The organism is Streptomyces sp. NBC_00620 (assembly GCF_026341825.1).
Lineage (GTDB): Bacteria > Actinomycetota > Actinomycetes > Streptomycetales > Streptomycetaceae > Streptomyces.
The window spans coordinates 2,189,495-2,213,142 of sequence record NZ_JAPENY010000003.1 but is presented as its reverse complement, the minus strand read 5'-3'; the positions used below and the strand labels follow the sequence as shown (position 1 = coordinate 2,213,142).

At 69.8% G+C, this 23,648-nt stretch carries 23 protein-coding genes; 11 read left to right on the top strand and 12 right to left on the bottom strand.

Annotated elements, in window-relative coordinates:
- Positions 1-12: 12 nt before the first annotated feature.
- The 8 genes from OG246_RS40860 to OG246_RS40830 form a co-directional block, all read right to left on the bottom strand.
- Positions 13-414 carry a rhodanese-like domain-containing protein gene (locus tag OG246_RS40860; RefSeq protein WP_266475056.1) on the bottom strand — a complete coding sequence of 134 codons (402 nt, stop codon included), beginning with the start codon at positions 412-414 and terminating at the stop codon, positions 13-15.
- Positions 405-941, bottom strand: a complete 537-nt coding sequence (locus OG246_RS40855) for a cysteine dioxygenase (protein ID WP_266474378.1) — start codon at positions 939-941, stop codon at positions 405-407. Before OG246_RS40855 ends, OG246_RS40860 begins: the two co-directional genes overlap by 10 nt.
- Positions 942-1,015: 74 nt before the next feature.
- Positions 1,016-1,087: a putative leader peptide gene (locus OG246_RS42855; protein ID WP_323178383.1), complete on the bottom strand. Its 72-nt coding sequence runs from the start codon at positions 1,085-1,087 to the stop codon at positions 1,016-1,018.
- A 115-nt stretch (positions 1,088-1,202) separates the two neighbouring features.
- Complete coding sequence (locus OG246_RS40850; protein WP_266474375.1) at positions 1,203-2,882, bottom strand: FAD-dependent monooxygenase; 1,680 nt, start codon at positions 2,880-2,882, stop codon at positions 1,203-1,205.
- Between the two features lie 180 nt (positions 2,883-3,062).
- Complete coding sequence (locus OG246_RS40845) at positions 3,063-4,004, bottom strand: amino acid ABC transporter permease (RefSeq protein ID WP_266474374.1); 942 nt, start codon at positions 4,002-4,004, stop codon at positions 3,063-3,065.
- On the bottom strand, positions 4,001-4,669 hold the full coding sequence (locus OG246_RS40840; RefSeq protein WP_266474372.1) for an amino acid ABC transporter permease: 669 nt from the start codon (positions 4,667-4,669) through the stop codon (positions 4,001-4,003). The genes OG246_RS40845 and OG246_RS40840 overlap by 4 nt, the downstream gene beginning before the upstream one ends.
- A gap of 116 nt (positions 4,670-4,785) precedes the next feature.
- On the bottom strand, positions 4,786-5,628 hold the full coding sequence (locus OG246_RS40835; RefSeq protein WP_266474369.1) for a glutamate ABC transporter substrate-binding protein: 843 nt from the start codon (positions 5,626-5,628) through the stop codon (positions 4,786-4,788).
- A gap of 64 nt (positions 5,629-5,692) precedes the next feature.
- Positions 5,693-6,469, bottom strand: a complete 777-nt coding sequence (locus tag OG246_RS40830) for an amino acid ABC transporter ATP-binding protein (RefSeq protein WP_266474367.1) — start codon at positions 6,467-6,469, stop codon at positions 5,693-5,695.
- Between the two features lie 285 nt (positions 6,470-6,754).
- Here OG246_RS40830 and OG246_RS40825 point away from each other — a divergent pair, with 285 nt between their 5' ends.
- Positions 6,755-7,441, top strand: a complete 687-nt coding sequence (locus OG246_RS40825; RefSeq protein ID WP_266474365.1) for a response regulator transcription factor — start codon at positions 6,755-6,757, stop codon at positions 7,439-7,441.
- A 9-nt stretch (positions 7,442-7,450) separates the two neighbouring features.
- On the top strand, positions 7,451-8,860 hold the full coding sequence (locus OG246_RS40820) for a HAMP domain-containing sensor histidine kinase (RefSeq protein ID WP_266474363.1): 1,410 nt from the start codon (positions 7,451-7,453) through the stop codon (positions 8,858-8,860).
- A gap of 36 nt (positions 8,861-8,896) precedes the next feature.
- On the opposite strand, the gene OG246_RS40815 is transcribed toward OG246_RS40820, so the two are convergent.
- Positions 8,897-9,895: a TAXI family TRAP transporter solute-binding subunit gene (locus OG246_RS40815; RefSeq protein ID WP_266474361.1), complete on the bottom strand. Its 999-nt coding sequence runs from the start codon at positions 9,893-9,895 to the stop codon at positions 8,897-8,899.
- A gap of 180 nt (positions 9,896-10,075) precedes the next feature.
- Between OG246_RS40815 and OG246_RS40810 the strand changes: the two genes are divergently transcribed.
- From OG246_RS40810 to OG246_RS40800, 3 genes are all read left to right on the top strand, one after another.
- Entirely contained in the window at positions 10,076-10,498 is a 423-nt protein-coding gene (locus OG246_RS40810; RefSeq protein WP_266474360.1) for a MazG nucleotide pyrophosphohydrolase domain-containing protein, read from the top strand.
- A 47-nt stretch (positions 10,499-10,545) separates the two neighbouring features.
- Positions 10,546-12,072 (top strand): tRNA (N6-isopentenyl adenosine(37)-C2)-methylthiotransferase MiaB, encoded by a 1,527-nt coding sequence (miaB, locus tag OG246_RS40805; protein ID WP_266474358.1) that lies wholly within the window; start codon positions 10,546-10,548, stop codon positions 12,070-12,072.
- Between the two features lie 98 nt (positions 12,073-12,170).
- Positions 12,171-12,905: a class III extradiol dioxygenase subunit B-like domain-containing protein gene (locus OG246_RS40800; RefSeq protein WP_266474357.1), complete on the top strand. Its 735-nt coding sequence runs from the start codon at positions 12,171-12,173 to the stop codon at positions 12,903-12,905.
- A 435-nt stretch (positions 12,906-13,340) separates the two neighbouring features.
- On the opposite strand, the gene OG246_RS40795 is transcribed toward OG246_RS40800, so the two are convergent.
- Positions 13,341-13,604, bottom strand: a complete 264-nt coding sequence (locus OG246_RS40795; RefSeq protein ID WP_266474356.1) for an antitoxin — start codon at positions 13,602-13,604, stop codon at positions 13,341-13,343.
- Between the two features lie 24 nt (positions 13,605-13,628).
- Positions 13,629-13,820: a gliding motility protein gene (locus OG246_RS40790; RefSeq protein WP_323178371.1), complete on the bottom strand. Its 192-nt coding sequence runs from the start codon at positions 13,818-13,820 to the stop codon at positions 13,629-13,631.
- Between the two features lie 246 nt (positions 13,821-14,066).
- Between OG246_RS40790 and miaA the strand changes: the two genes are divergently transcribed.
- The 6 genes from miaA to hflX all read left to right on the top strand — a co-directional run bounded on the left by miaA (position 14,067) and on the right by hflX (position 22,335).
- Positions 14,067-15,005 (top strand): tRNA (adenosine(37)-N6)-dimethylallyltransferase MiaA, encoded by a 939-nt coding sequence (miaA, locus tag OG246_RS40785; RefSeq protein WP_266474353.1) that lies wholly within the window; start codon positions 14,067-14,069, stop codon positions 15,003-15,005.
- A 107-nt stretch (positions 15,006-15,112) separates the two neighbouring features.
- A complete protein-coding gene (locus OG246_RS40780; RefSeq protein ID WP_266475054.1) occupies positions 15,113-15,622 on the top strand; it encodes a hypothetical protein in 510 nt (169 codons plus the stop codon).
- A 107-nt stretch (positions 15,623-15,729) separates the two neighbouring features.
- Positions 15,730-16,599 (top strand): diaminopimelate epimerase, encoded by an 870-nt coding sequence (gene dapF, locus OG246_RS40775; protein ID WP_266474351.1) that lies wholly within the window; start codon positions 15,730-15,732, stop codon positions 16,597-16,599.
- A 168-nt stretch (positions 16,600-16,767) separates the two neighbouring features.
- A complete protein-coding gene (locus OG246_RS40770; RefSeq protein ID WP_266474349.1) occupies positions 16,768-18,951 on the top strand; it encodes a bifunctional (p)ppGpp synthetase/guanosine-3',5'-bis(diphosphate) 3'-pyrophosphohydrolase in 2,184 nt (727 codons plus the stop codon).
- A gap of 70 nt (positions 18,952-19,021) precedes the next feature.
- Entirely contained in the window at positions 19,022-20,536 is a 1,515-nt protein-coding gene (locus tag OG246_RS40765) for a M1 family metallopeptidase (protein WP_266474348.1), read from the top strand.
- Between the two features lie 308 nt (positions 20,537-20,844).
- Positions 20,845-22,335, top strand: a complete 1,491-nt coding sequence (hflX, locus tag OG246_RS40760; protein WP_266474347.1) for a GTPase HflX — start codon at positions 20,845-20,847, stop codon at positions 22,333-22,335.
- 79 nt (positions 22,336-22,414) lie between these two features.
- On the opposite strand, the gene OG246_RS40755 is transcribed toward hflX, so the two are convergent.
- The gene (locus OG246_RS40755) at positions 22,415-23,644 is read right to left on the bottom strand and encodes a serine protease (protein ID WP_266474346.1); all 1,230 of its coding nucleotides are present in this window, start codon (positions 23,642-23,644) and stop codon (positions 22,415-22,417) included.
- Positions 23,645-23,648: the final 4 nt, after the last annotated feature.

The window sequence follows — 23,648 nt, the reverse complement described above, 5'->3', positions numbered from 1 at the left end:
CTGCCTGGGCCGTTACTCCTTCACCGGAAACCCGGCCGCCTTCCACGCCTGGAAGCCTCCGACCAGGTCGGTCGCCCGGTGCAGTCCCAGCTGCCGCAGGGACACGGCCGCGAGGCTCGACGCGTACCCCTCGTTGCACACCACCACGACCCGCAGGTCGTGGCTCGTGGCCTCCGGGGCGCGGTGACTTCCCTGGGGGTCGAGCCGCCACTCCAGTTCGTTGCGCTCGACGACGAGGGCGCCGGGGATCAGGCCGTCGCGCTCGCGCAGGGCGGCGTACCGGATGTCGACCAGGAGGGCCTCGCCGGCCTGTCCGGCGTCGTACGCCTCCTTGGCCTCCACGCGGTCGAGTTCCTCGCGGACCCGGTCCAGCAACTCGTCCACTCCCACCGGGCGTTGAGCGGTCACTGCCAGTCCTCCGGGCGCTCGACCTGCTCCAGGCGCAGCACCTGGCCCGTACGGCTGTAGCGGCGGATCCGCGGCAGGGGCGGGTAGTAGGCGTGGACCGAGATCGCGTGCTCCTCGGTGGACTCGTTGAGCACCTCGTGCACATGGTGACGGCCGAAGGAGCGGCCCTTGCCGGCCGTCAACCGCCGCTCGCGGTCCACCCCTTCGGTGAGTTCGAGGGTCTTCCAGCCGTCGGTGGGTAGCCGAGCGGCGAGCGAGTACTCCTTGAGTTCGCCCGACGCGGTGAGGAAGGCGCCGACCGAGTCGGCGTGGTCGTGCCAGCCGGTTCCGGTACCGGGCGGCCAGCCGATCAGCCAGGCCTCGCTGCCCCCGGGGCCTTCGAGACGCACCCAGGTGCGGCCCTCGGGATCGAGCGGGAGCGAGGCGATCAGCTCGGCGTCGGCGGCACTACGGCGCACGAAGTCGAGCAGCTCGGCCTGGGTGGGAGTTTGAGGGGGCGCGGAAGGCGCGGAAACAGAGGGTGACACAGACACGCGTACCGTCCTGAAGGTTTCGCTTGGAGCCCGCGGCCATGCAGAGGCGGCTCACGCGGGAAGAAGGATGCGAATCAGCAGGACGGGTGACAGATGCAGCCCGCGTAGCGGACCAGGTCCATATGGACCCTCCGCCACAGGTGCACACAGGTATCGGTCACGATCCGGAGTACACCATGGCGGTGGGGGAGGGTCAACTGACAGTCACTATGTGGACCCCTGGTCCACGGTCGCTCAAGCGAGGCTCGAGCGACCGCCGGATCAGCTGGTACTGGCCGTCGCCTCGGCCTTCGCCGGTCCGCCCAGCGTGGCCTCGGCCGCCGCGTACAGATCGGCCGGGCGCACCCCGCTCAGCGCTGTGACCAGGTGCCCGTCGGGGCGGATGAGCAGCACGGTGTGCGCCGCCGCGCCGGGGTAGCTCTCCGCGACCAGCAGCTCGGCCGGGTGCGGCAGCGCGGTCACAGCGGCCGCGAGCCGGGGCATGATTCCGGCGGTCACCCAGTGCTTGCGCTCCCACACGCCGGTACCGGGCGCGATCAGCACCACAAGCAGCGCCCCACGCCCGAGCCGCTCCCGCAGCGGTACGAACGAACCGTCCTCCGCCGTCACCCGCACGTCGACGACCGGCGCACCGGGCGCAGTGTCCACGGGCGTCTCCGACTCGGCGTACGGAGGCGCGAGCGGCGAATCGGCGTACGCCCCCGGCGCACCCAGCGGGCCGCGCCCCAGGTGACCGTCCGTGAGTAGCGTGTCGTGTCCCCGGGCGGATCCGGGGACGTACGAGCGCAGCCCTCCGCCGCCGCGCAGCAGCGGCAGCGACTGGTCGGCGGCGCGCAGCCGGGCCGCGACGACCGCGCGCCGCTCGGCCTGGTAGCTGTCGAGCAGCGTCTCGTGCGGGCCGTGGTGCCAGGCCAGCGCCAGTTTCCAGGCGAGGTTGTCGGCGTCCCGCAGCCCCTCGTCCAGGCCCTGGGTGCCGAGTGCGCCGAGCAGGTGCGCGGCGTCCCCGGCGAGGAAGACACGGCCGGACCGCCACCGGCGGGCGAGACGGTGGTGGACGGTGTGGACTCCGGTGTCGAGCAGCTCGTACGGAGGTGTGGAGCCGCCGCTCCAGCCGCCGAGGGTCTCCCGGATACGCGCGACCAGCAGATCAGGCGTGACCAGGTCCTTTCCCGGGGGCAGCAGCCAGTCCAGTCGCCACACGCCGTCGGCGAGGGGGCGGGCGGTCACCTCCCCGGCCGAAGGGCCCGACGTCCGCCACGGCGGCATACGGTGCAACAACGCTTCGCCGGGCCACGGAAGTTCCGTACGCAGCGCCGCTACGGCGTGTCGTTCGACGGCCGTACGGCCCGGGAAGCGGATGTCCTGGAGTTTGCGCACCGTCGAGCGTGGCCCGTCGCAGCCGACGAGGTAACTGCCGCGCCACCATGTGCCCTTGGGGCCGCGTGTGTGCGCGGTGACGCCCGAGGTCTCCTGCTCGACGGAGTCGAGGCGGCTGCTCGTGGCGATCTTGACGAGCCGCTCGCCCGCGAGGGCCCCACGCAGGGCAGTGGTCAGGACGTGCTGGGCGAGGTGCAGGGGGGCGGCGAAGGATTCGGCGTCACCAGGAGCGCCTGAACCAGCGGGGCCCGCTGAGCGGCTCGGGCCGTCCGGGCCCTCCACGTCCTTGGAACCCTCTGGACCGAACCTGATCTCGCGCATCACCTGCTTGCGCCGCATCGACCGCCATCCGGCCCAACGGAAACCGGCCTCGGAGAGGGGGAAACCCGTCAGCCGCTCGATCAGCGCGGCTGTGTCCTCGCGCAGAACGACCGTCCGCGCGGGCCGTTGTTCGTCCTTGCCGGGCCCTTCGTCGAGGACCACGGAGGGGACCTCCTGGCGGGCGAGCGCAAGGGCGAGCGTGAGCCCCACGGGCCCCGCTCCGACGATGATCACCGGGTCCATGGCGCGGTGCCCCCTGCCCGGAGCGATGCCCTGAGGGACGTACGGGAACAGGCAGTTGGAGCGGGGTGCACGATCACAGAACGTATGCAACCTATTGCCGGTGCTTGCGTCAAGTGACGGAGGCAGTGGCGATCATGCCACTGCCTCCGTGTCGCTCAAGCCACTTGACTGTGCATCAGATCATCGGGGTGGTTTGTCGGTGAAGGTGAAGCCGCTCGGGCCGCCACCCTCGCCACCGGTCCCGAAGCCGCCCCCCACCGCAGCGGGGTTGATCTCCACCGCATCCTCGCCGAGGACCACGCCCGTGCCCTTCTTGCTGCGCCGCAGCCTGCCCTCCAGCCAACTGGCGAAGCTGGTGAGGATGAAGTTCACGATGATGAAGATGACCGCGACCACGATGAAGCTGGGGATGACGTTGGCGTAGTTGGCCGCCAGCGTGCTGCGCGAGTTGAGCAGCTCGGTGAACCCGAGCATCACGCCGCCCAGTGCGGTGTCCTTCACGATGACGACGAGCTGGCTGACGATGGCCGGCAGCATCGCGGTGACCGCCTGCGGCAGCAGGATGTTGGTCATCGTCTGGCCCTTGCGCAGACCGACCGCCATGGCGGCCTCGGACTGCCCCTTGGGCAGGGAGAGGATGCCCGCTCGCACGATCTCGGCGAGGACCGAGGCGTTGTAGAGCACCAGGCCCGTGACGACCGCGTAGAGAGGCCGCTCTTCGCTTCCGATGTCCGTGGAGCGGACGTAGAACTCGTTGGCGAACAGCATCAGCAGCAGGACCGGGATCGACCGGAAGAACTCGACCACCGTGCTGGCCGCGCCCCTCACCCATCGGTGATCGGAGAGGCGTGCGATGCCGAAGAACGCGCCCAACGGAAGGGCGATCACCATGGAGATCGCAGCGGCCTTCAGCGTGTTGGCCAGGCCCGGCAGCAGGTATGTCGTCCAGGCCTGCGACGTGGTGAACGGTTCCCACAGGTCCCACTTCAGCTGGCCCTTGTCGTCCATGGTCTTCCAGATCCACCACAGGAAGAGGGCAAGCAGGACGAAGAAGACCACAGAGAAGATCACATTGCGCCGCTTGGCGCGGGGACCCGGGGTGTCGTAGAGCACCGAGGTCATCGCTTCACCGCCAGTCGCTTGCTCAGCCAGCCGAGGAGGAGGCCGGTCGGCAGGGTCAGTACCACGAACCCGAAGGCGAACACGGCACCGATGGCGATCGTCTGGGCCTCGTTCTCGATCATTTCCTTCATCAGATAGGCCGCCTCGGCGACGCCGATCGCGGCCGCCACCGTGGTGTTCTTGGTCAGCGCGATCAGTACGTTGGCCAGTGGGCCGATGACCGAACGGAAGGCCTGCGGAAGGACGATGAGCCGCAGGACCTGACTGAAGCTCAGCCCGATGGCGCGTGCCGCCTCGGCCTGTCCGGGGGGCACGGTGTTGATGCCGGAGCGCAGCGCCTCGCAGACGAACGCGGCGTGGTAGCCGGCCAGACCGAGCACGGCAAGGCGGAAGCCCTGGACCTTGAAATCGTCGGGCGCTCCCATCGTCACGCCGAAGATGTCGGCGAGGCCGAGCGAGGCGAAGACGATGATGACGGTCAGGGGGATGTTCCGGACGATGTTCACGTAGGCGGTGCCGAACCCGCGCATGAGCGGGACCGGGCTGACCCGCATGGCGGCCAGCAGGGTGCCCAGGACCAGGGAGCCGAGGGCGGAGAGGGCGGTGAGTTTCACCGTCATCCAGAACGCCCCGAGGACGTCGTAACCTTCAAGAAAGTCGAACACGATCTCCCGCGCTTCCGGGTGTGTGGCTTACGTGGAGGGCATGGCGCGCCGCCGCCCTGATCGCTGCGGGCGGCGGCGCGTCATGGAACCCTGCGTTGCTGGGCCGGAGCCTTGCGTTACGAGACGATGTTGCCGATCTTCGGCGCGGGCTCGTTCTTGTAGCCGGCCGGACCGAAGTTGGCGTCGACGGCCTTCTGCCACGAACCGTCACTGACCATCTTCGTCAGGGCGGCGTTGATCTTGTCCGTGGTCGCGGTGTCGTCCTTCTTCACGCCGATGCCGTAGTTCTCGTTGCTCAGCTTGAGGCCGGTGAGCTTGAACTGGCCCTTGTACTTGTCCTGCGCGGCGAAGCCCGCGAGGATCGAGTCGTCGGTGGTCACCGCGTCCACTGCGCCGCTCTGCAGAGCGGCGATGCACTCCGAGTAGCCGCTGAGCTCCTTCAGCTGGGCCTTCGGGGCGATGTCGGCCTTGACGTTCTGCGCCGAGGTGGAGCCGGTCACGGAGCACAGCTTCTTGCCGTTGAGGTCCGTGCCCTTGGCGATGTCGGAGTCCGACTTGACGAGCAGGTCCTGGTGGGCCAGCAGGTAGGGGCCGGCGAAGTTGACCTTCTCCTTGCGCTCGTCGTTGATCGAGTACGTGGCCGCGATGAACTTGACGTCGCCACGGGCGATCGCGTTCTCGCGGTCGGCGCTCTTGGTCTCGACGAACTCGATCTTGTCGGCGTCGTAACCGAGTTCCTTGGCCACGTACGTCGCCACGTCCACGTCGAAGCCGGAGAAGGAACCGTCGGGCTCCTTGAGGCCGAGACCGGGCTGGTCGTACTTGATGCCGACCTTGATCGTGCCGCCGCCGCTGGAGCCGGAGCCGGCGTCGTCCTTGTCGTCGGAGCCACACGCCGTCGCGGACAGAGCGAGGGCGAGCACGGCGGCCGAGGCGGCGGTGACCTTGCGGAGCTTCATGGTGAACATCCTTTGGGATGAAGACGGATGCGGGCCGTCGGTGACGGAGAGGTACGACAGACGATCAGTGGTGCAGGATCTTCGACAGGAAGTCCTTGGCACGGTCGCTGCGGGGATTGCTGAAGAACTGGTCCGGCACAGCTTCTTCGACGATGCGTCCGTCGGCCATGAACACCACTCGGTTCGCAGCCGAACGAGCGAAGCCCATCTCATGGGTGACGACGATCATGGTCATGCCGTCGCGCGCGAGCTGCTGCATGACCTCCAGGACCTCGTTGATCATCTCGGGGTCGAGCGCCGAGGTCGGCTCGTCGAAGAGCATGACCTTGGGGTCCATCGCCAGCGCCCGCGCGATGGCGACGCGCTGTTGCTGGCCGCCCGACAGCTGTGCGGGGTACTTGTCCGCCTGGGTTGCGACGCCGACGCGGTCGAGCAGGCCGCGGGCCTTCTCCTCGGCCACCTTCTTGTCGGCCCCGCGGACCTTGATCTGGCCCAGCATCACGTTCTCGAGCACCGTCTTGTGCGCGAAGAGGTTGAAGGACTGGAAGACCATGCCCACGTCGGCCCGCAGCCGGGCGAGCGCTCTGCCCTCGTCGGGCAGTGGCTTGCCGTCGATCGAGATGTCGCCCGAGTCGATCGTCTCCAGGCGGTTGATGGTGCGGCACAGGGTGGACTTCCCGGACCCGGAGGGCCCGATGACCACGACGACCTCGCCACGGGCGATCGTCAGGTCGATGTCCTGGAGCACGTGCAACGCGCCGAAGTGCTTGTTGACGCTCTTCAGGACGACCAGTTCCTCGGTCGCGGCCACGGCGTCCTTGGCCACCGATACTTCGGTCATCGCTCTTTGGCTCCGTCCTCGCGGTTTGGGAGGACAGTAGTGACCCCGTACGACCAGCGTCATTACATCTGAGGGGAAATTGAGCATAACGATCCGATAGCGGGTGGACACGCCACGTAACGATCATCGTCGGGGGCGTACCGGCTGGGTAACGGAAGCCGCACGCAACCCGAACCCTCTTGACGCCGTCCTTACCTATCGGCGTGACTGCGAGGGTGCACGCGCGCGCGTGCCCGTACTTTTACAGTCCGAGACCGTACGACCGATGAACCGGAGGGGGCCGGCATGAGACTGCTTCTCGTCGAGGACGACAATCATGTCGCCGCCGCTCTGTCCGCGGTCCTTGCGCGGCACGGTTTCCACGTCACGCACGCCCGCAGCGGCGAGGAGGCGCTCCAGGCGCTGGTGCCGGAGAGCGACGGTTTCGGGGTCGTCCTGCTCGACCTGGGCCTCCCGGACCAGGACGGCTACGAGGTCTGCGGCAAGATCCGCAAGCGGACCAGCACCCCGGTGATCATGGTCACCGCACGCGCCGACGTACGTTCCCGGATCCACGGTCTCAACCTCGGAGCCGACGACTACGTAGTGAAGCCGTACGACACGGGGGAACTGCTCGCACGTATCCATGCCGTCAGCCGGCGCAGCGTCCCCGACGACGCATCGGCCTCCGCCGAGAGCGGACTGCGGCTCGGTCCCGTGCACATCGAACTGCCCACCCGTCAGGTCAGTGTGGACGGTTTGATTGTCCAACTGACCCGCAAGGAGTTCGACCTTCTCGCGCTCCTGGCCCAGCGGCCCGGAGTGGTGTTCCGCAGGGAGCAGATCATCAGCGAGGTGTGGCGGACCAGTTGGGAGGGGACCGGGCGCACCCTGGAGGTGCATGTCGCGTCCCTGCGCTCCAAACTGCGCATGCCGGCGCTGATCGAGACCGTGCGCGGCGTCGGGTACCGGCTCGTCGCGCCTGCGGCGTAGCGGGGACGGGTGCGCACACGTCTTTTCCCGCTGCTCATCGTCCTGATGGCCGCCGTGCTGCTCGCGCTCGGCATCCCGCTCGCGGCGAGCCTTGCGGCCGCGCAGCAGCAGAGGGTGGTCGTCGACCGCATCGACGACACGGCACGCTTCGCGGCCCTCGCGCAGTACGTCGCCGACCCGTCGACGGGTCCCGGGACGGGCGGCACCACGGACGAACGCCGCGAGACCCTGAGCAAGGAACTCGCCCGCTACCACAGCCTGTACGGCATCCGGGCCGGCGTCTTCTACCGCGATGACGACCCCATGGCCAACGCCCCCGACACCTGGTTGCTGCCCGAGACGGGCGAGGGGCGCGACGCCTTCAACGAGGCGCTCGGGAGCCGCCGCAGCCACGACCCCGAACAGGTCTGGCCCTGGCAGCGGCACCGGCTCATCGTCGCGTCCCCGGTCGTCAAGGACGGCGACGTCGTCGCCGTCGTAGTCACCGACTCGCCCACCGGGCAGATGCGTTCGCGGACCCTGCACGGCTGGCTGATCATCGGCGCGGGCGAGGTCGCCGCGATGCTCCTCGCCCTCGGCGCCGCGCTGCGTCTCACCGGCTGGGTGCTCAGGCCCGTACGCGTCCTCGACGCCACCACCCACGACATCGCGACCGGACGCCTGAAGTCCCGCGTCGCGGCCGCCGGCGGTCCGCCGGAACTCCGGCGCCTGGCCCGGTCGTTCAATGAGATGGCGGACAACGTCGAGGACGTCCTGGAGCAGCAGCGCGCCTTCGTCGCCGACGCCTCGCACCAGCTGCGCAACCCGCTCTCGGCGCTGCTGCTGCGTATCGAGCTGCTTGCCCTCGAACTCCCCGAGGGCAATGAGGAGATCGCCTCGGTCCAGACCGAGGGCAAGCGCCTCGCCGAGGTCCTCGACGACCTCCTCGACCTGGCGCTCGCCGAGCATGCCGAGGCGGACCTGCGGCTCACCGACATCGGCGAGCTCACGTCCGAGCGTGTGGCCGCGTGGGGACCGGTCGCCGAGAGCAAGGGCGTACGGCTCGTCGGCACCTGCCCGGCCACGACCGCCTGGACCGACCCGGTCACGCTGTCCAGTGCCCTGGACGCGGTGATCGACAACGCGCTGAAGTTCACGCCCGAGGGGGAGAGCGTCGACGTGAAGGTCGCCTCGAACGGCGAGTTCTCGACCGTGGTGGTCACCGACGGCGGCCCTGGCCTCAGCGACGAGGACCTGGCCCGCATCGGCGACCGCTTCTGGCGCAGCGCCAGGCACCAGAACATCAAGGGCTCGGGACTGGGCCTGTCCATCTCCCGCGCACTGCTCGCGGCGGCCGGCGGCTCCATCGCGTACGACCATCACGAGCCGCACGGCCTGCGGGTGACGGTGCGGGTGCCGAGGTCGCGGTCCAGCTTCTGAGGGGGCTGCTGTGTTCTGGCGGCGGGGACGGGTCGGCTAGGGCTTGACGGACCGGTAGTAGCGTCGCGCGCCCTCGTGCAGCTGAAGCGGGTCGGTGTAGATGGCCGTCCGCAGGTCCACCAGCTGCGCCGCGTGCACCTTGCGGCCGATGCGGTCGCGGCTGTCGATCACCGTGCGGGTGATCTCCTCGGTGAGCTTCGCGTCCGCGTCCTCCCGCGTCACCAGCAGGTTGGCCACGGCCACCGTCTGCACCGATGAGCCCAGCTGCGCCTTCGGGTAGGCGTCGGCGGGCATGACCGCGGCCCGGTAGTAGCGGGAGGCGCCCCCCTGCTCGTGCAGCTTCTTGATCAGGTCGCTCCCTATCGGGACCAGCCTGATGTCGTAGCTCTTGGAGAGCTCCAGCACGGCACTCGTCGGAAGGCCGCCCGACCAGAAGAAGGCGTCGATCTTTTTCTGTTTGAGCAGCCCCGGCATGGTGCCGATGCCCTCGGCCAACGGCTTTACGTCCTTCGTCGGGTCGAGCCCTGCCGCTTCGAGCACATGATTCGCGATCAGCCGCACCCCGGAGCCGGACGGTCCCACGGCGACCCTCTTGCCCCGCAGGTCCGCCACGGACCGCACGGAGGACGTGCGCGGGACCACCAGGTGCACATAGTCGTCGTAGAGCCGGGCGCAGCTGCGCAGCTGGTCCGCTCCCGGCTTGTCCTGCAGCATGTACGTCTCCACCGCGTCGGCCGCCGCGACGGTGAAGTCGGCATCCCCCGTGGCCACACGGCGGACGTTCTCCTGCGAGCCGTCGCTGTTCAGGAGCTGTACGTCCAGACGCGGCATGTCCTTGGCGAGGGCGCCCTGAAGGAGCTCGCCGTACTTCTGGTAGACGCCGGTCGGCGTGCCCGTGCTGAACGTGATCGTCCCGCCAGGAGACTCCTCGCCCAGCGGCAGCAGCCACCACAGCAGCAGCCCGAAGACCACGAAACCGGCAGCCGAACCGAACAGCGCGCGGCGCCTGCCGATGTGGGGGAGTGCCTGGAACATGCGCGCGATCCTGCCAGTCCGGGCGCGGTTCTGGCCAGGGCGGGGCTCGCGGGGTGCGGAGGGGGCGTCAGCCTTGACGGGACTCCGTCAGCAGGGCGAGCTGGGATTCTGCAGGCAGGTTCTCCGGACTCCCCCCGGATGCGGACAGCTTCTCCGGACTCCCCTGGATAGGGTCGCCTGATGCATTCCCCTACGGAGCCCTCGACGCAAGCCTCTCCCGCCTCCCTGGTCCGTGAATTCCACCTGGCTTTCGGTCTCGCCGCCCGCACCGTCCCGACGGAGGTCTCCCCGGAGCTCGCCGCCCACCGCGGTGAACTTCTCGCAGAGGAGGCTGCCGAAGTCGCCGAGGTCTCGGTCACGGGCCCCCTGGACCGGCTGGCGCACGAGCTCGCCGACGTCGTGTACGTGGCGTACGGCACGGCACTCGTCCACGGGATCGACCTCGACGCGGTGATCGCCGAGATCCACCGGTCCAACATGACGAAGCTTGGCCCCGACGGCCGCGTCGCCCGCCGGGACGACGGCAAGGTGCTCAAGGGGGACCACTACAGAGCGCCGAACGTGTCCGAAATCCTGCGGAGCCAGGGGTGGAGGCCCCGCTGACGCCTAGGGGGACAAGAGGTACTCCGGGTACCGCCTACCCTTGTCACATGAGCAGCAGCGACCGGAGCCAGGCAGTGGACGTTCAGGAATCCAAGACATACGAAGTGCGCACTTACGGGTGCCAGATGAACGTCCATGACTCCGAACGCCTGTCGGGCCTCTTGGAGGATGCCGGTTACGTACGCGCGCCCAAGGACGCGGACGGCGACGCGGATGTCGTCGTCTTCAATACCTGTGCGGTACGGGAGAACGCCGACAACCGGCTGTACGGCAACCTCGGCCGGCTCGCCCCGATGAAGACGAAACGCCCCGGCATGCAGATCGCCGTCGGCGGCTGTCTCGCCCAGAAGGACCGCGACACCATCGTGAAGCGTGCTCCCTGGGTGGACGTCGTCTTCGGGACGCACAACATCGGCAAGCTGCCGGTCCTCCTGGAGCGCGCCCGCGTGCAGGAAGAGGCGCAGGTCGAGATCGCCGAGTCCCTGGAGGCGTTCCCCTCGACGCTGCCGACCCGCCGCGAGAGCGCGTACGCCGCCTGGGTCTCCATCTCCGTCGGGTGCAACAACACCTGCACCTTCTGCATCGTCCCGGCGCTGCGCGGCAAGGAGAAGGACCGCAGGACCGGCGACATCCTCGCCGAGATCGAGGCACTGGTCGGCGAGGGCGTCTCGGAGATCACGCTGCTCGGGCAGAACGTAAACGCTTACGGCAGCGACATCGGCGACCGCGAGGCCTTCAGCAAGCTGCTCCGCGCCTGCGGCAGGATCGAGGGCCTGGAGCGGGTGCGCTTCACCTCGCCGCACCCGCGCGACTTCACGGACGACGTGATCGCCGCGATGGCCGAGACGCCGAACGTCATGCCGCAGCTGCACATGCCGATGCAGTCCGGCTCGGACACGGTCCTGAAGGCGATGCGCCGCTCTTACCGCCAGGAGCGCTACTTGGGGATCATCGAGAAGGTACGGGCCGGTATCCCGCACGCGGCGATCACCACCGACATCATCGTGGGCTTCCCCGGCGAGACCGAGGAGGACTTCGAGCAGACCCTGCACGCGGTCCGCGAGGCCCGCTTCGCGCAGGCGTTCACGTTCCAGTACTCCAAGCGCCCCGGAACGCCGGCGGCCACCATGGAGGGGCAGATCCCCAAGAAGGTCGTCCAGGAGCGCTACGAGCGTCTCGTGGCCCTCCAGGAGGAGATCTCCTGGGACGAGAACAAGAAGCAGGTCGGCCGCACCCTGGAGCTGATGGTCGCCGAGGGCGAGGGCCGCAAGGACGGTGCCACACACCGCCTCTCCGGCCGCGCCTCCGACAACCGCCTGGTCCACTTCACCAAGCCCGACGAGGACGTGCGCCCCGGCGACGTCGTCACCGTCGAGATCACCTACGCCGCCCCGCACCACCTCCTCGCCGAGGGCGCCGTCCTGAACGTGCGCCGCACGCGCGCGGGGGACGCGTGGGAGAAGCGCAACGCCGCCGCGGCCGCGAAGCCGGCGGGTGTCATGCTCGGCCTGCCGAAGATCGGCGCGCCCGAGCCGCTGCCGGTCGCGGCGAGCAGCGGGTGCGGCTGCGACTGACTTGGTGGACTCCGTCGCGTGCCGGGAATGGGTCCAGCGTGTCGACGTACTGATCGAGGAGTGACGTTCCGCCGCCGAGCGGGGCTACGCTGCCGATCATGCTTGTAGCCGCCGCAGTCTGCCCCTGTCCGCCGCTGCTCGTCCCGGACGTCGCCGCCGGTGCGGCGCCCGAGCTGGACGCCGCGCGCGCCGCCTGCACGGACGCGCTGGGCGTGCTCGCCGCCTCCCGCCCCGACCTGCTGGTCGTCGTGGGCCCCGCCGAACAGAACGGGCGCGGTCCGCACCTCGAGGGCACCGGGGGCTCGTTCCGCGGGTTCGGCGTGGATCTCGCCGTACGCCTGGGAAACGTACGCCTGGGAAGTGGGGCGTCGGACCCGGACACTTCTGAGCGTGAACTTCCGACCTCGCTCGCCGTCGCCGCGTGGCTGCTCGAGCGCACGGGCTGGTCCGATGCCCCGGTCGAGGGTCTCGGTGTGGGGGAACCTCTCGAGGCCGAGCGGTGTATCCAAGTCGGGGAGAGCATCGGCGCGCGGGCCGGGCGGGTGGCACTGCTGGTGATGGGCGACGCCAGCGCGTGCCGGACGCTCAAGGCGCCCGGCTATCTCGACGAGCGCGCGGCGGGCTTCGACGCGGGGGTCGCGCGTGCGCTGGAGGCGGCGGACGTGCCGGCTCTCAAAGCGCTGGACGCGGAGCTGGCGCAGGAGCTGAAGGTCTCCGGGCGGGCCCCCTGGCAGGTCCTCGCGGGCGCGGCGGAGGGCGCGGGGCTCGGCGGCGCACTGCTGTACGAGGACGCGCCGTACGGGGTGGGGTATCTGGTGGCGGCCTGGTCCTGAAGGCTTCCTCGGGCGGCTTCGGGGGCTTGGCGTGGTGGTTCAGGGGGCGTCCCTGAGTCCGGTGGCGCTTGAGGGGCCGTCCGGGTGGCTGGCGCCGGGACGTGCTCGGCGGAGTCGCCGACCTCCGCGTCGTGGCCGCCCGGGAGGCGTGGCCCTTCGCGGCATGCGTGGCCTGGAGTCTCTTGAGCCGCTGCGACTGAGCCGCTGCGGCGCACTCCGGCGCCAACTCACTGGCTGCTGCGGCCGACGGGCTGCGATCCTCGCCCCCCGTCGGGAAGTCGCCTCTGCCGGGAAGCCGCTTCCGCCGGGAAACCGCCCCCGCCGGGAAACCGCCCCCGCCAGGAAGCCGGTCCCCGGCCACCCCGCCCCGAACGCGGCGGACGGCCGGGAGCCCTGAGTGCTCCTCGGCCGTCCGGCGATGTGCGTGCGCTGTGTTCAGGAAGCCGTAGGCGGGGACGGCGCGTCCGGGGGAGGTGTGGCGCCGTTGCTGTCCTTGTGCGCGAGGCGGTCCATGGCGCCCTTCGCCTTGCCCGTGCCTGTCTGGATCCTGTCGCTGTACTTGTGCTTGGTCTTTTCGTCGACGACCTTCGCGGCCTTGTCGAGACCATGACTGACCTTGTCGCCGTGCTGCTGCGCGAGGTCCGAGACCTTGTCCTTGGCAGGCGCCAGCTTGGCTTTGAGATTGTCCAGGAGACCCATGGTCCGCCTTCCCTCGAGGGGCAGTTACTTGCGGGCGCCCTCGCCGGCCTCGTTGTCGGCAGCCTTCTCGGCGGTCTGCTGCTTGGGGATCTCCACGTCCTCCGTGGTGGCGGCACCGGCGGTCTCCGCCGTCGCCTCGTCCTCGGTCTCGGACGAACCCTTCGCCTCTTCCGCCACCTCCGCCTCGGTCTCGGCCGTCAGTGTGTCGGCCTGCACCTCAGCGGTTGACGCCTCCTCCGTAGCCTTCGACCTCCGGAGAAGCCGTGCAAAAACGCCCATATCCACTCCATACGTTACTCGTGAGGGCGAAATCCCGCGTTGCCCGGTGCGTCCCATTGCGTCGCCCGGGTCACCGGTCCTCGAAAACCGGCGGCTGGAACCTCGCAACAGGCAACGACCCCGGACTCGTGCCGTCACTTAACTCGTTCGAGGACAGGCCCGGAGGTTTGCGAGACTGGGACGGTGAGAAGCGCACCGCCCGCCCCCCGGGTCATCGCCGTCGTCGGACCGACCGCGGCAGGAAAGTCCGATCTGGGCGTTTTCCTTGCCCAACGCCTCGGAGGCGAGGTCGTCAACGCCGACTCCATGCAGTTGTACCGAGGGATGGACATCGGCACCGCCAAGCTGACGCCCGAGGAACGCGGTGGGATCCCGCACCACCTCCTGGACATCTGGGACGTGACCGTCACGGCCAGCGTCGCCGAGTACCAGCGGCTCGCCCGCGCCCGGATCGACGCGCTGCTCGCCGAGGGCAGCTGGCCGATCCTGGTGGGCGGCTCCGGGCTGTACGTCCGTGGGGCCGTCGACAATCTGGAGTTCCCCGGCACCGACCCCGAGGTGCGGGCCCGCCTTGAGGAGGAGCTCACCCTGCGCGGCTCCGGCGCGCTGCACGCGCGGCTGGCCATGGCCGACCCGGAGGCCGCCCACGCGATCCTGCCCAGCAACGGCCGCCGTATCGTCCGCGCCCTCGAAGTCATCGAGATCACCGGCAAGCCCTTCACCGCCAACCTGCCGGGCCACGACTCGGTGTACGACACCCTTCAGATCGGCGTCGACGTCGCACGCCCCGAGCTGGACGAGCGCATCGCGCGCCGGGTGGACCGTATGTGGGAGGCGGGGCTCGTCGACGAGGTGCGCGCGCTGGAGGCGCAGGGCTTGCGCGAGGGGCGCACGGCCGCGCGCGCACTCGGGTACCAGCAGGTGCTCGCGGCGCTTGCTGGGGAGTGCGATGAAGAAGAGGCGCGCGCCGAGACCGTACGCGCGACCAAGCGCTTCGCGCGCCGTCAGGATTCATGGTTCCGCCGCGACCCACGGGTGCATTGGCTCAGTGGGGCCGCGGCGGATCTCACAGAACTCCCGCAGCTCGCGCTGGCGTTGGTCGAACGACCGGTCACAGCCTGATCACGTCATGGCATCGGGACGCTCCGGCCGTCATCCCGGCCTCCGGCGCCGTGCCATCATCGAGCTTCGATCGACCAGTGAATGCCGAGTTGGGAGGGCGCGTGGCGATGGAGGCCGGCCCTCGTGACACTGCACGAGACACTGAGCACGGCATCGATCCGGACGGAGATCGTCTGGAGATCGATCCGGATGGAGAACCGCTGAGTTCCGACGGACCCGAGGACACCCCGGACGGTGTGATCGCCGACGGGCCCGGGCCCGGCGAGATGTCCCCGGAGCCCGAGGTCGAGGTCGAGCTGCGTCCCCAGCGCCGGCTGCGCATCTGGCAGCTCGCGCCCATCGTGGCCCTGGCCGCGATCGGCTCCCTGATGTTCGCCTTCCCGCTGGCCTTCGAGTTCGGCGACGGCGGTGCCGTGGTCGCCATGCTCGGACTGCTGATCTGCTCGTGCGCGGCGGGCTGGGGCATGATGGCCGCCCGCCGGGTCGGCTACACCTGGCCCGGCTTCCCGCAGCGCGGTTCGGGCCGCCGCCCGGACTGGCGTGTGGTGATCGCGTACGTCGTGGTCGTCGCGGCGGTGGCGGTGCTCGCCGTGTGGCGCGTGGCCCGGCTGCGCTGACGTACCCGGGGCGTGCGTTGCCCGGCCTCACCTCTGTGATGTGTCGCCTCGGCTGTGCCGGGGCGAGTGCGCGCCGGAGTGTCGGACCGAACACGTACGATCGAGGAATGAGCACGCGGATCGCCTTCCTCAAGGGGCACGGGACCGAGAACGACTTTGTGATCATCCCGGACCCGGAGAACGCCATCGACCTGCCCCCGGCCGCCGTCGCCGCCCTGTGCGACCGCCGCGCGGGCATCGGCGGAGACGGTCTGCTGCATGTCGTACGGTCCGCCGCGCACCCCGAGGCCGAGGAGATGGCGGCCGAGGCGGAGTGGTTCATGGACTACCGCAATGGCGACGGTTCGATCGCGGAGATGTGCGGCAACGGAGTGCGTGTGTTCGCGCGCTACCTCCAGCGAGCCGGACATGTGGCCGAAGGTGACTTCGCGATCGCCACGCGCGGGGGCGTGAAGTCGGTGCACCTCGCCAAGGACGGAGACGTGACCGTCGGCATGGGCAAGGCGCTCCTCCCCGAAGGGGACGTCACCGTGAGCGTCGGCGGGCGCAGCTGGCCCGCGCGCAACGTCAACATGGGCAATCCGCACGCGGTCGCCTTCGTGGACGACCTCGCGCACGCCGGCGATCTGTTCGCGCCGCCGCCGTTCAGCCCGGAGTCGGCGTACCCGGACGGGGTGAACGTCGAGTTCGTGGTCGACCGGGGCCCGCAGCATGTCGCGGTGCGTGTCCACGAGCGCGGCGCCGGGGAGACCCGCTCGTGTGGCACGGGCGCGTGTGCCGTGGCCGTCGCCGCGGCCCGCCGGGACGGCGCGGACCCGGCCGTGACCCGCGCTCCCGCGACGTACACCGTGGATGTGCCCGGCGGACGCCTGGTGATCACCGAGCGTCCGGACGGCGAGATCGAGATGACGGGCCCCGCTGTGATCGTGGCCGAAGGTGAGCTTCTCGCCGAATGGTTCGAAACCGTAAACCCCTGAACCTTCGCTCGAATGGGTGATCCGTTTCACGCTCGGCGAGAGGCGGTCAGCCGCACGTGGTGGGCTCGGTAGCATCAAGCACCGGCCCGGACGGGGGATCGACACCATCCCCTGAGCCGTGTACGCCATGGGGCACCCGTCCGCCGGTCTACGCAGCCGGAGGTGCCCATGAGTGCGGAGGCGACGAATCCCGCGACGCCAGGCCCTGTAATGCCTTCCCCCAAGCTCTCGGTACCGATTGAGCAGGGGGGGTCCCCAGCGCATCGCAGGAAGGGTCTTCCGCGGATCGATCTGCGGCGTCTGGGCCGGGCAGCGCTGCTCGGCCCCGTGGCCCGCGACCGGCTGCCCGACGCGATCGGCCACGTGGCCGAGGCTCACCGCGCCCACCACCCCAGCGCCGACCTGGAGCCGCTACGCCGGGCCTGGGTGCTCGCCGAGTCCTCGCACCGCGGTCAGATGCGCAAGAGCGGCGAGCCGTACATCACGCACCCGCTCGCGGTGACCCTGATCCTTGCCGAACTCGGCGCGGAGACCACGACGTTGACCGCCTCCCTGCTCCACGACACCGTCGAGGACACGGAAGTGACCCTCGATCAGGTGCGCGAGGAGTTCGGCGACGAGGTCTGTTATCTGGTCGACGGTGTCACCAAGCTGGAAAAGGTCGACTACGGGGCCGCGGCGGAGCCCGAGACGTTCCGCAAGATGCTCGTCGCCACCGGCAACGACGTCCGGGTGATGTCGATCAAACTCGCCGACCGGCTGCACAACATGCGGACCCTGGGTGTCATGCGCCCCGAGAAGCAGGCGCGAATTGCCAAGGTGACCAGGGACGTTCTGATCCCGCTCGCCGAACGGCTCGGCGTCCAGGCGCTGAAGACCGAGCTCGAGGACCTCGTCTTCGCGATCCTGCACCCCGAGGAGTACCAGCACACCAGGGAGTTGATCGTCGAGAACACCGCGCGCGACGGAGATCCGCTCGCGGAGATCGCCGAAGACGTGCGCGCGGTGTTGCGTGAGGCGGGCCTGCAGGCCGAAGTCCTCATCCGCCCAAGGCACTTCGTCTCCGTGCACCGCGTGTCGCGCAAACGCGGACCCATGCGCGGCGCGGACTTCGGACGGCTCCTGGTCCTCGTGAACGAGGACGCCGACTGCTACGGAGTCCTCGGCGAACTGCACACCTGTCTCACGCCGGTGGTCTCGGAGTTCAAGGACTTCATCGCCGTACCCAAGTTCAACCTCTACCAGTCGCTGCACACGGCCGTCGCGCGCGGGGACGGCGAGATCGCCGAAGTCCTCATCCGGACCCACCAGATGCACAAGGTCGCCGAGGCAGGGGTCATCGCGCTCGGCAATCCGTACGCTCCTCCGTCGGAGGAGCAGTCCTCGCAGGAGCAGACGGAGCGTGCTGTCGACGGTGAGCGTGCCGACCCGACCCGCCCCGGCTGGCTCTCCCGGCTCCTCGACTGGCAGGAGGGCGCCGCGGACCCCGACACCTTCTGGTCCACGTTGCGCGAAGACCTCGCCCAGGACCGCGAGATCACCGTCTTCCGCGCCGACGGCGGCTCGTTGGGCCTTCCCGAGGGCGCCAGTTGCGTGGACGCCGCGTACGCGCAGTACGGCGACGACGCGCACGCTTGCATGGGCGCCCGCGTCAACGGCCGCCTGGCGACGCTGAGTACGGTCCTGCGGGACGGGGACACCGTTCAGCTCCTCATGGGCCAGGACCCGGCCTCAGAGCCCTCCAGGGAGTGGCTGGAGCACGCGCACACGCCCGCCGCGCGGATCGCCATCCAGCGCTGGCTGGCCGCGCACCCTTCGCCCAGTGACTCCGAGGCACCCGAGGCTCCCGCCGCGACTCCCCGGCCGACCGCCGAAGGACCCACCGCCCGCCCCGGCGCCGCGAACGCCGTCGTCGAACAGTCCGGCGCGTCCGTACGGCTCGCGGGCTGCTGTACGCCGGTGCCGCCCGACGACGTGACCGGCTTCGCGGTGCGCGGGGGAGTGGTCACCGTCCACCGGGTCGAATGCGCCGCGGTCGAGAGCATGAAGGGCGTGGGGCGCGCGGAGGTCGGGGTGAGCTGGGGTGACACCACCGAGTGCCGGGTCACGCTGGTGGCCGAGTCCTTCGGGCGCCCGCATCTGCTCGCCGATCTCACCGAAGCCATCGCCACGGAGGGCGTCGCCATCGTCTCGGCGACCGTCGAACCGCCGAGCGAGCAGCGCGTACGGCACACGTACACGCTCCAACTCCCGGACGCGGCACACCTTCCCGGGCTGATGCGGGCGATGCGCAACGTGCCGGGCGTGTACGACGTGAGCCGGGCTCGGCACCAGGCGGCGGCCGCGCAGTAGGAGGACCCTTTCGGGTGGACCCGGCGCGCGTCGTCACCGTACGGCGGGTGCGCGCTGGTAGCCGTGGTCCATGCCGCTCACCCCCCGCCCCAGGATCCCCGTCCCCAGGACAGCCCTCCCCAGGACCCGCCGCGTCAAGGCGGCCCTGCTCGCCTCGGCCGTCTCCGTCTGCCTCATCGCCGCGAGCGCGCCCTCTCCGGCCATGCCGCTCGGCGTCGGCGACCGGCTCTTCCCGCACCTGGGCAACCCCGGGTACGACGTCGCCTCGTACGACCTCGCCTTCACCTACCCCGGCACCAACAGCAAGCCGCTCGCGGCCGTCACCACGATCGACGCCGTGACGTCCGCCCGGCTCGACCAGGTCAATCTCGACTTCGCGCACGGAAAAGTGGGGTCCGTCGACGTCAACGGGGCGCCCGCGTCCTTCAAGAGCGCCGGGGAAGACCTGGTGGTGACGCCCGCGGAGCCGGTGCCCGAGGGCGGCTGGATGCGGATCACCGTGCACCACACCAGCGACCCGGTCCCCGCCGCGAACCAGGACGGCGGCTGGGTGCAGACCAAGGACGGGCTCGCGATGGCCAACCAGGCCGACGCCGCGCACCTGGTCTTCCCGTGCAACGACCACCCCTCGGACAAGGCGATGTTCACCATCCACGTCACCGCGCCCGACGGCTACACGGCCGTGGCGAACGGTCTGCCCGCCGGAGCGGACCGGGCCGGCAAGGCGACCACCTGGACGTACCGCACCGAGCACCCCATGGCGACCGAGCTGGCCCAGGTGTCCATCGGCCGCTCCTCCGTGCTGCACCGCACCGGGCCGCACGACCTGCCGGTACGCGATGTCGTGCCCACCAAGGACCGGGCCCTGCTGGAACCGTGGCTCAAGAAGACCCCCGACCAGATCGCCTGGATGGAGGGGAAGGTCGGCCGGTACCCCTTCGAGACGTACGGGCTGCTGATGGCCGACGCGCGGACCGGCTTCGAGCTGGAGACACAGACACTCTCCCTCTTCGAGAAGGAGCTCTTCACCGAGCCCGCGTACCCGAAGTGGTACGTCGAGTCGATCATGGTGCACGAGCTGTCGCACCAGTGGTTCGGCGACAGTGTCAGCCCGAGCACCTGGTCCGACCTGTGGCTGAACGAGGGGCACGCCACCTGGTACGAGGCGCTGTACGCCGAGGAGAAGGCCGACAGGCCCATGGCGACGCGCATGAAGGCCGCCTACCGGGCGTCCGACTCCTGGCGGGCCGCCGGGGGACCGCCCGCGGCACCGAAGGGGCCCAAGCCGGGCCAGAAGATCAGCATCTTCAGGCCGAACGTCTACGACGGGGCCGCGCTGGTGCTGTACGCGCTGCGCGAGGAGATCGGGCGCCCGGCCTTCGAGCAGCTGGAACGGGTCTGGGTGAGCGCCCACCACGACGGGGTCGCGTCGACGGCGGACTTCGAGGACCTGGCGTCCGGTATCGCGGGCCGTGATCTGAGCGGGTTCTTCAAGGCCTGGCTGTACGGCGAGAAGACCCCGCCGATGCCGGGTCACGCGGACTGGAAGAGTGACGCTCCGCAGGCGGCGCGGAGCGCCGGATAACTCGCGTGACGAGACGGGACGTGCCGTGCGACCATCTTTCAGGTCGGCGGCACGGCCCCTCCGGGACAGTGACACGGCCCCCTCCGGGAACGTGACACGGCCCCCTCCGGGAACGTGACACGGCCCCCTCCGGGAACGTGACACGGCCCCCTTCGGGACGGTGACACGGCTCTCCTCGGGGCCGGTGACACGGCCCTCGCGGGGTTGACCCGGCGCAATCAGGGAATCTCCTGGTGGCCTGGGACGTTCTTCCCTGTGACGGACGGTGTCCGTCGTCGAATCGGTGTCCCCATAGACGTAAGGATCCAATGACCTCCTCTTCTTCCCCTTCCCAGGACGCGCAGAGCCTCGCGCAGAACCACCCCGAAGGTCTTCGGGCCGATGCCCTGATGGAAGAGGACGTCGCCTGGAGCCACGAGATCGACGGAGAGCGGGACGGCGACCAGCTCGAACGTTCCGAGCGCGCGGCCCTGCGCCGCGTCGCGGGCCTCTCCACCGAACTCGAGGACGTCACCGAGGTCGAGTACCGACAGCTCCGCCTGGAGCGGGTCGTCCTCGTCGGCGTCTGGACCTCGGGAACCGTGCAGGACGCTGACAACTCGCTCGCCGAGCTGGCCGCCCTCGCGGAGACCGCGGGTGCGCTCGTGCTCGACGGCGTGACCCAGCGCCGCGACAAGCCCGACGCGGCCACGTACATCGGATCCGGCAAGGCCAATGAGCTGCGGGACATCGTCCTGGAGACCGGCGCCGACACCGTGATCTGCGACGGTGAGCTGAGCCCCGGCCAGCTGATCCACCTCGAAGACGTCGTCAAGGTCAAGGTCATCGACCGTACGGCCCTGATCCTCGACATCTTCGCCCAGCACGCCAAGTCCCGAGAGGGCAAGGCGCAGGTCGCGCTCGCGCAGATGCAGTACATGCTGCCGAGGCTGCGAGGCTGGGGTCAGTCGCTGTCCCGCCAGATGGGCGGCGGCTCGGGCGGCGGCCTCGCCACCCGAGGTCCCGGTGAGACCAAGATCGAGACGGACCGGCGCCGTATCCGCGAGAAGATGGCGAAGATGCGCCGGGAGATCGCGGACATGAAGACGGGCCGCGACATCAAGCGCCAGGAGCGCCGTCGCAACAAGGTGCCCTCGGTGGCCATCGCCGGTTACACCAACGCCGGCAAGTCCTCGCTGCTCAACCGCCTCACGGGCGCGGGCGTGCTCGTCGAGAACGCGCTGTTCGCGACCCTCGACCCGACCGTGCGCCGGGCCGAGACCCCGAGCGGGCGGCTGTACACGCTGGTCGACACGGTCGGCTTCGTACGGCACCTGCCGCACCACCTGGTCGAGGCGTTCCGCTCCACCATGGAGGAGGTCGGCGACGCCGACCTGATCCTGCACGTGGTGGACGGTTCACACCCGGCGCCGGAGGAGCAGCTGGCCGCCGTGCGCGAGGTCATCCGTGACGTGGGCGCCACCAAGGTGCCCGAGATCGTGGTGATCAACAAGGCCGATGCGGCCGACCCGCTGGTGCTCCAGCGGCTGATGCGGATCGAGAAGCGCTCCATCGCGGTCTCGGCCCGTACGGGGCTCAACATGGACGAGCTGCTCGCGCTCATCGACAACGAGCTGCCGCGCCCCTCGGTCGAGATCGAGGCGCTCGTGCCGTACACCCACGGCAAGCTGGTCGCCCGCGCGCACAACGAGGGCGAGGTGATCTCCGAGGAGCACACCCCGGAGGGCACGCTGCTCAAGGTGCGGGTGCACGAGGAACTGGCGGCGGATCTCGCGCCGTACGTTCCGGCGCTTTCGTAGAGACGGACACACGAAGGCCCGCCCCCGTGAGAGGGGGGCGGGCCTTCGTCGTACGTCCGGACGCTCTACGTCCGTTGTGTCACTGTCCGGCGAACTTCTCGCTCACCTCGTCGTAGACACCCTTGGCCACCGTGCCGAGGTGCGGACCCGCCAGCCAGCCCGAACTGACCGGGCCGATCGACGTGTTGGACACCAGCGCGGGCTTGCCGTCGGCCCCCGTGGCCACCCAGCCGCCGCCGGACGAACCGCCCGTCATGGTGCATCCGATGCGGTACATCGTCGGATCGGACTGCACGATCGACAACCGCCCCGGCTTGTCCGTGCACTGGTGCATGGTCTCGCCGTCGAACGGCGCCGCCGCCGGATAGCCCGTCGCCGTGATGCTCGCGACCTTCGGCACGGCCGGAGCGCTGAAGTTGACCGGAAGCGCCGAACCGATCGTCTCCTCGAGGGACTTGCCGTCGCCACCCTCCTCCGGCGTCACGTGCAGCACGGCGAAGTCGTACGGGGCTCCCTGGCCGCCCGTGGCACCGCCCTGCTCGATCCACTGGTCAGAGGTCTGTGCCCAGTCGCTCCACCAGACGCCGTACGGCGCGAGCTCTTCCTTCGTGGCGGTCGCCAACTCGGCTGCTGTGGCACCGTCGTTGTTGTACGAGGGAACGAAGGCGATGTTGCGGTACCAGCCGCCCGTCTTGCCGGAGTGCACGCAGTGGCCCGCGGTCCACACCAGGTTCGACTTGCCGGGGTTGGCCGGGTCCTCGACCACCGTCGCCGAGCAGACCATCGTGCCCTCGGGGGAGTCGAAGAGCACCTTCCCCGCCTCGGGGGCGTTGTCGTGGTACGCGGTCGGCACGGCCTTCGCGGTCACGGGCGCCGGGGTCGGGTCGGTGACGCCCTGGTCGCCGGAGAGGTCGTTCTCGTCGACGCCCTTGTCCTTGTCCGGATCCTCGGCCTCCCGCATCCGGTCCGGGTTCCACAGGCCCTCGATGATCGGGTTGATGTAGTCCTCGGCCTCGCGCAGCCAGTCGTCCTTGTCCCAGTTCTTCCAGGCGCCGTCTTTCCACTTGTCGACATCGATCCCGTGCTCTTTGAGCCGGTCCTTGAGGTCGTCAGGAATCGTGATCTTGCCGTCGCCGTTCTGGGCCGCGGACGAAGTGGCCGCGCCTGCGGCCGTGTCGTCGCTCGAGCCGCAGGCGGTGGCGGTCAGCGCCAGTGCCGCGGTGAGACAGACGGCGGCCAGCACAGGGGAGGATCCGCGGCGCGCGCCCCTCCCTCGACGAGCGGCGAAGGGCGGGCGTATGGATCGCATGGTG

Bases quoted from the DNA above. Each gene is read 5' to 3' on its own strand.
- OG246_RS40850 (WP_266474375.1), bottom strand. From the start codon at position 2,882: ATGGACCCGGTGATCATCGTCGGAGCGGGGCCCGTGGGGCTCACGCTC.
- OG246_RS40845 (WP_266474374.1), bottom strand. From the start codon at position 4,004: ATGACCTCGGTGCTCTACGACACCCCGGGTCCCCGCGCCAAGCGGCGC.
- OG246_RS40835 (WP_266474369.1), bottom strand. From the start codon at position 5,628: ATGAAGCTCCGCAAGGTCACCGCCGCCTCGGCCGCCGTGCTCGCCCTC.
- OG246_RS40830 (WP_266474367.1), bottom strand. From the start codon at position 6,469: ATGACCGAAGTATCGGTGGCCAAGGACGCCGTGGCCGCGACCGAGGAA.
- OG246_RS40825 (WP_266474365.1), top strand. From the start codon at position 6,755: ATGAGACTGCTTCTCGTCGAGGACGACAATCATGTCGCCGCCGCTCTG.
- OG246_RS40815 (WP_266474361.1), bottom strand. From the start codon at position 9,895: ATGTTCCAGGCACTCCCCCACATCGGCAGGCGCCGCGCGCTGTTCGGT.
- OG246_RS40810 (WP_266474360.1), top strand. From the start codon at position 10,076: ATGCATTCCCCTACGGAGCCCTCGACGCAAGCCTCTCCCGCCTCCCTG.
- miaB (WP_266474358.1), top strand. From the start codon at position 10,546: ATGAGCAGCAGCGACCGGAGCCAGGCAGTGGACGTTCAGGAATCCAAG.
- OG246_RS40800 (WP_266474357.1), top strand. From the start codon at position 12,171: ATGCTTGTAGCCGCCGCAGTCTGCCCCTGTCCGCCGCTGCTCGTCCCG.
- OG246_RS40795 (WP_266474356.1), bottom strand. From the start codon at position 13,604: ATGGGTCTCCTGGACAATCTCAAAGCCAAGCTGGCGCCTGCCAAGGAC.
- OG246_RS40780 (WP_266475054.1), top strand. From the start codon at position 15,113: ATGGAGGCCGGCCCTCGTGACACTGCACGAGACACTGAGCACGGCATC.
- dapF (WP_266474351.1), top strand. From the start codon at position 15,730: ATGAGCACGCGGATCGCCTTCCTCAAGGGGCACGGGACCGAGAACGAC.
- OG246_RS40770 (WP_266474349.1), top strand. From the start codon at position 16,768: ATGAGTGCGGAGGCGACGAATCCCGCGACGCCAGGCCCTGTAATGCCT.
- OG246_RS40765 (WP_266474348.1), top strand. From the start codon at position 19,022: ATGCCGCTCACCCCCCGCCCCAGGATCCCCGTCCCCAGGACAGCCCTC.
- hflX (WP_266474347.1), top strand. From the start codon at position 20,845: ATGACCTCCTCTTCTTCCCCTTCCCAGGACGCGCAGAGCCTCGCGCAG.
- OG246_RS40755 (WP_266474346.1), bottom strand. From the start codon at position 23,644: ATGCGATCCATACGCCCGCCCTTCGCCGCTCGTCGAGGGAGGGGCGCG.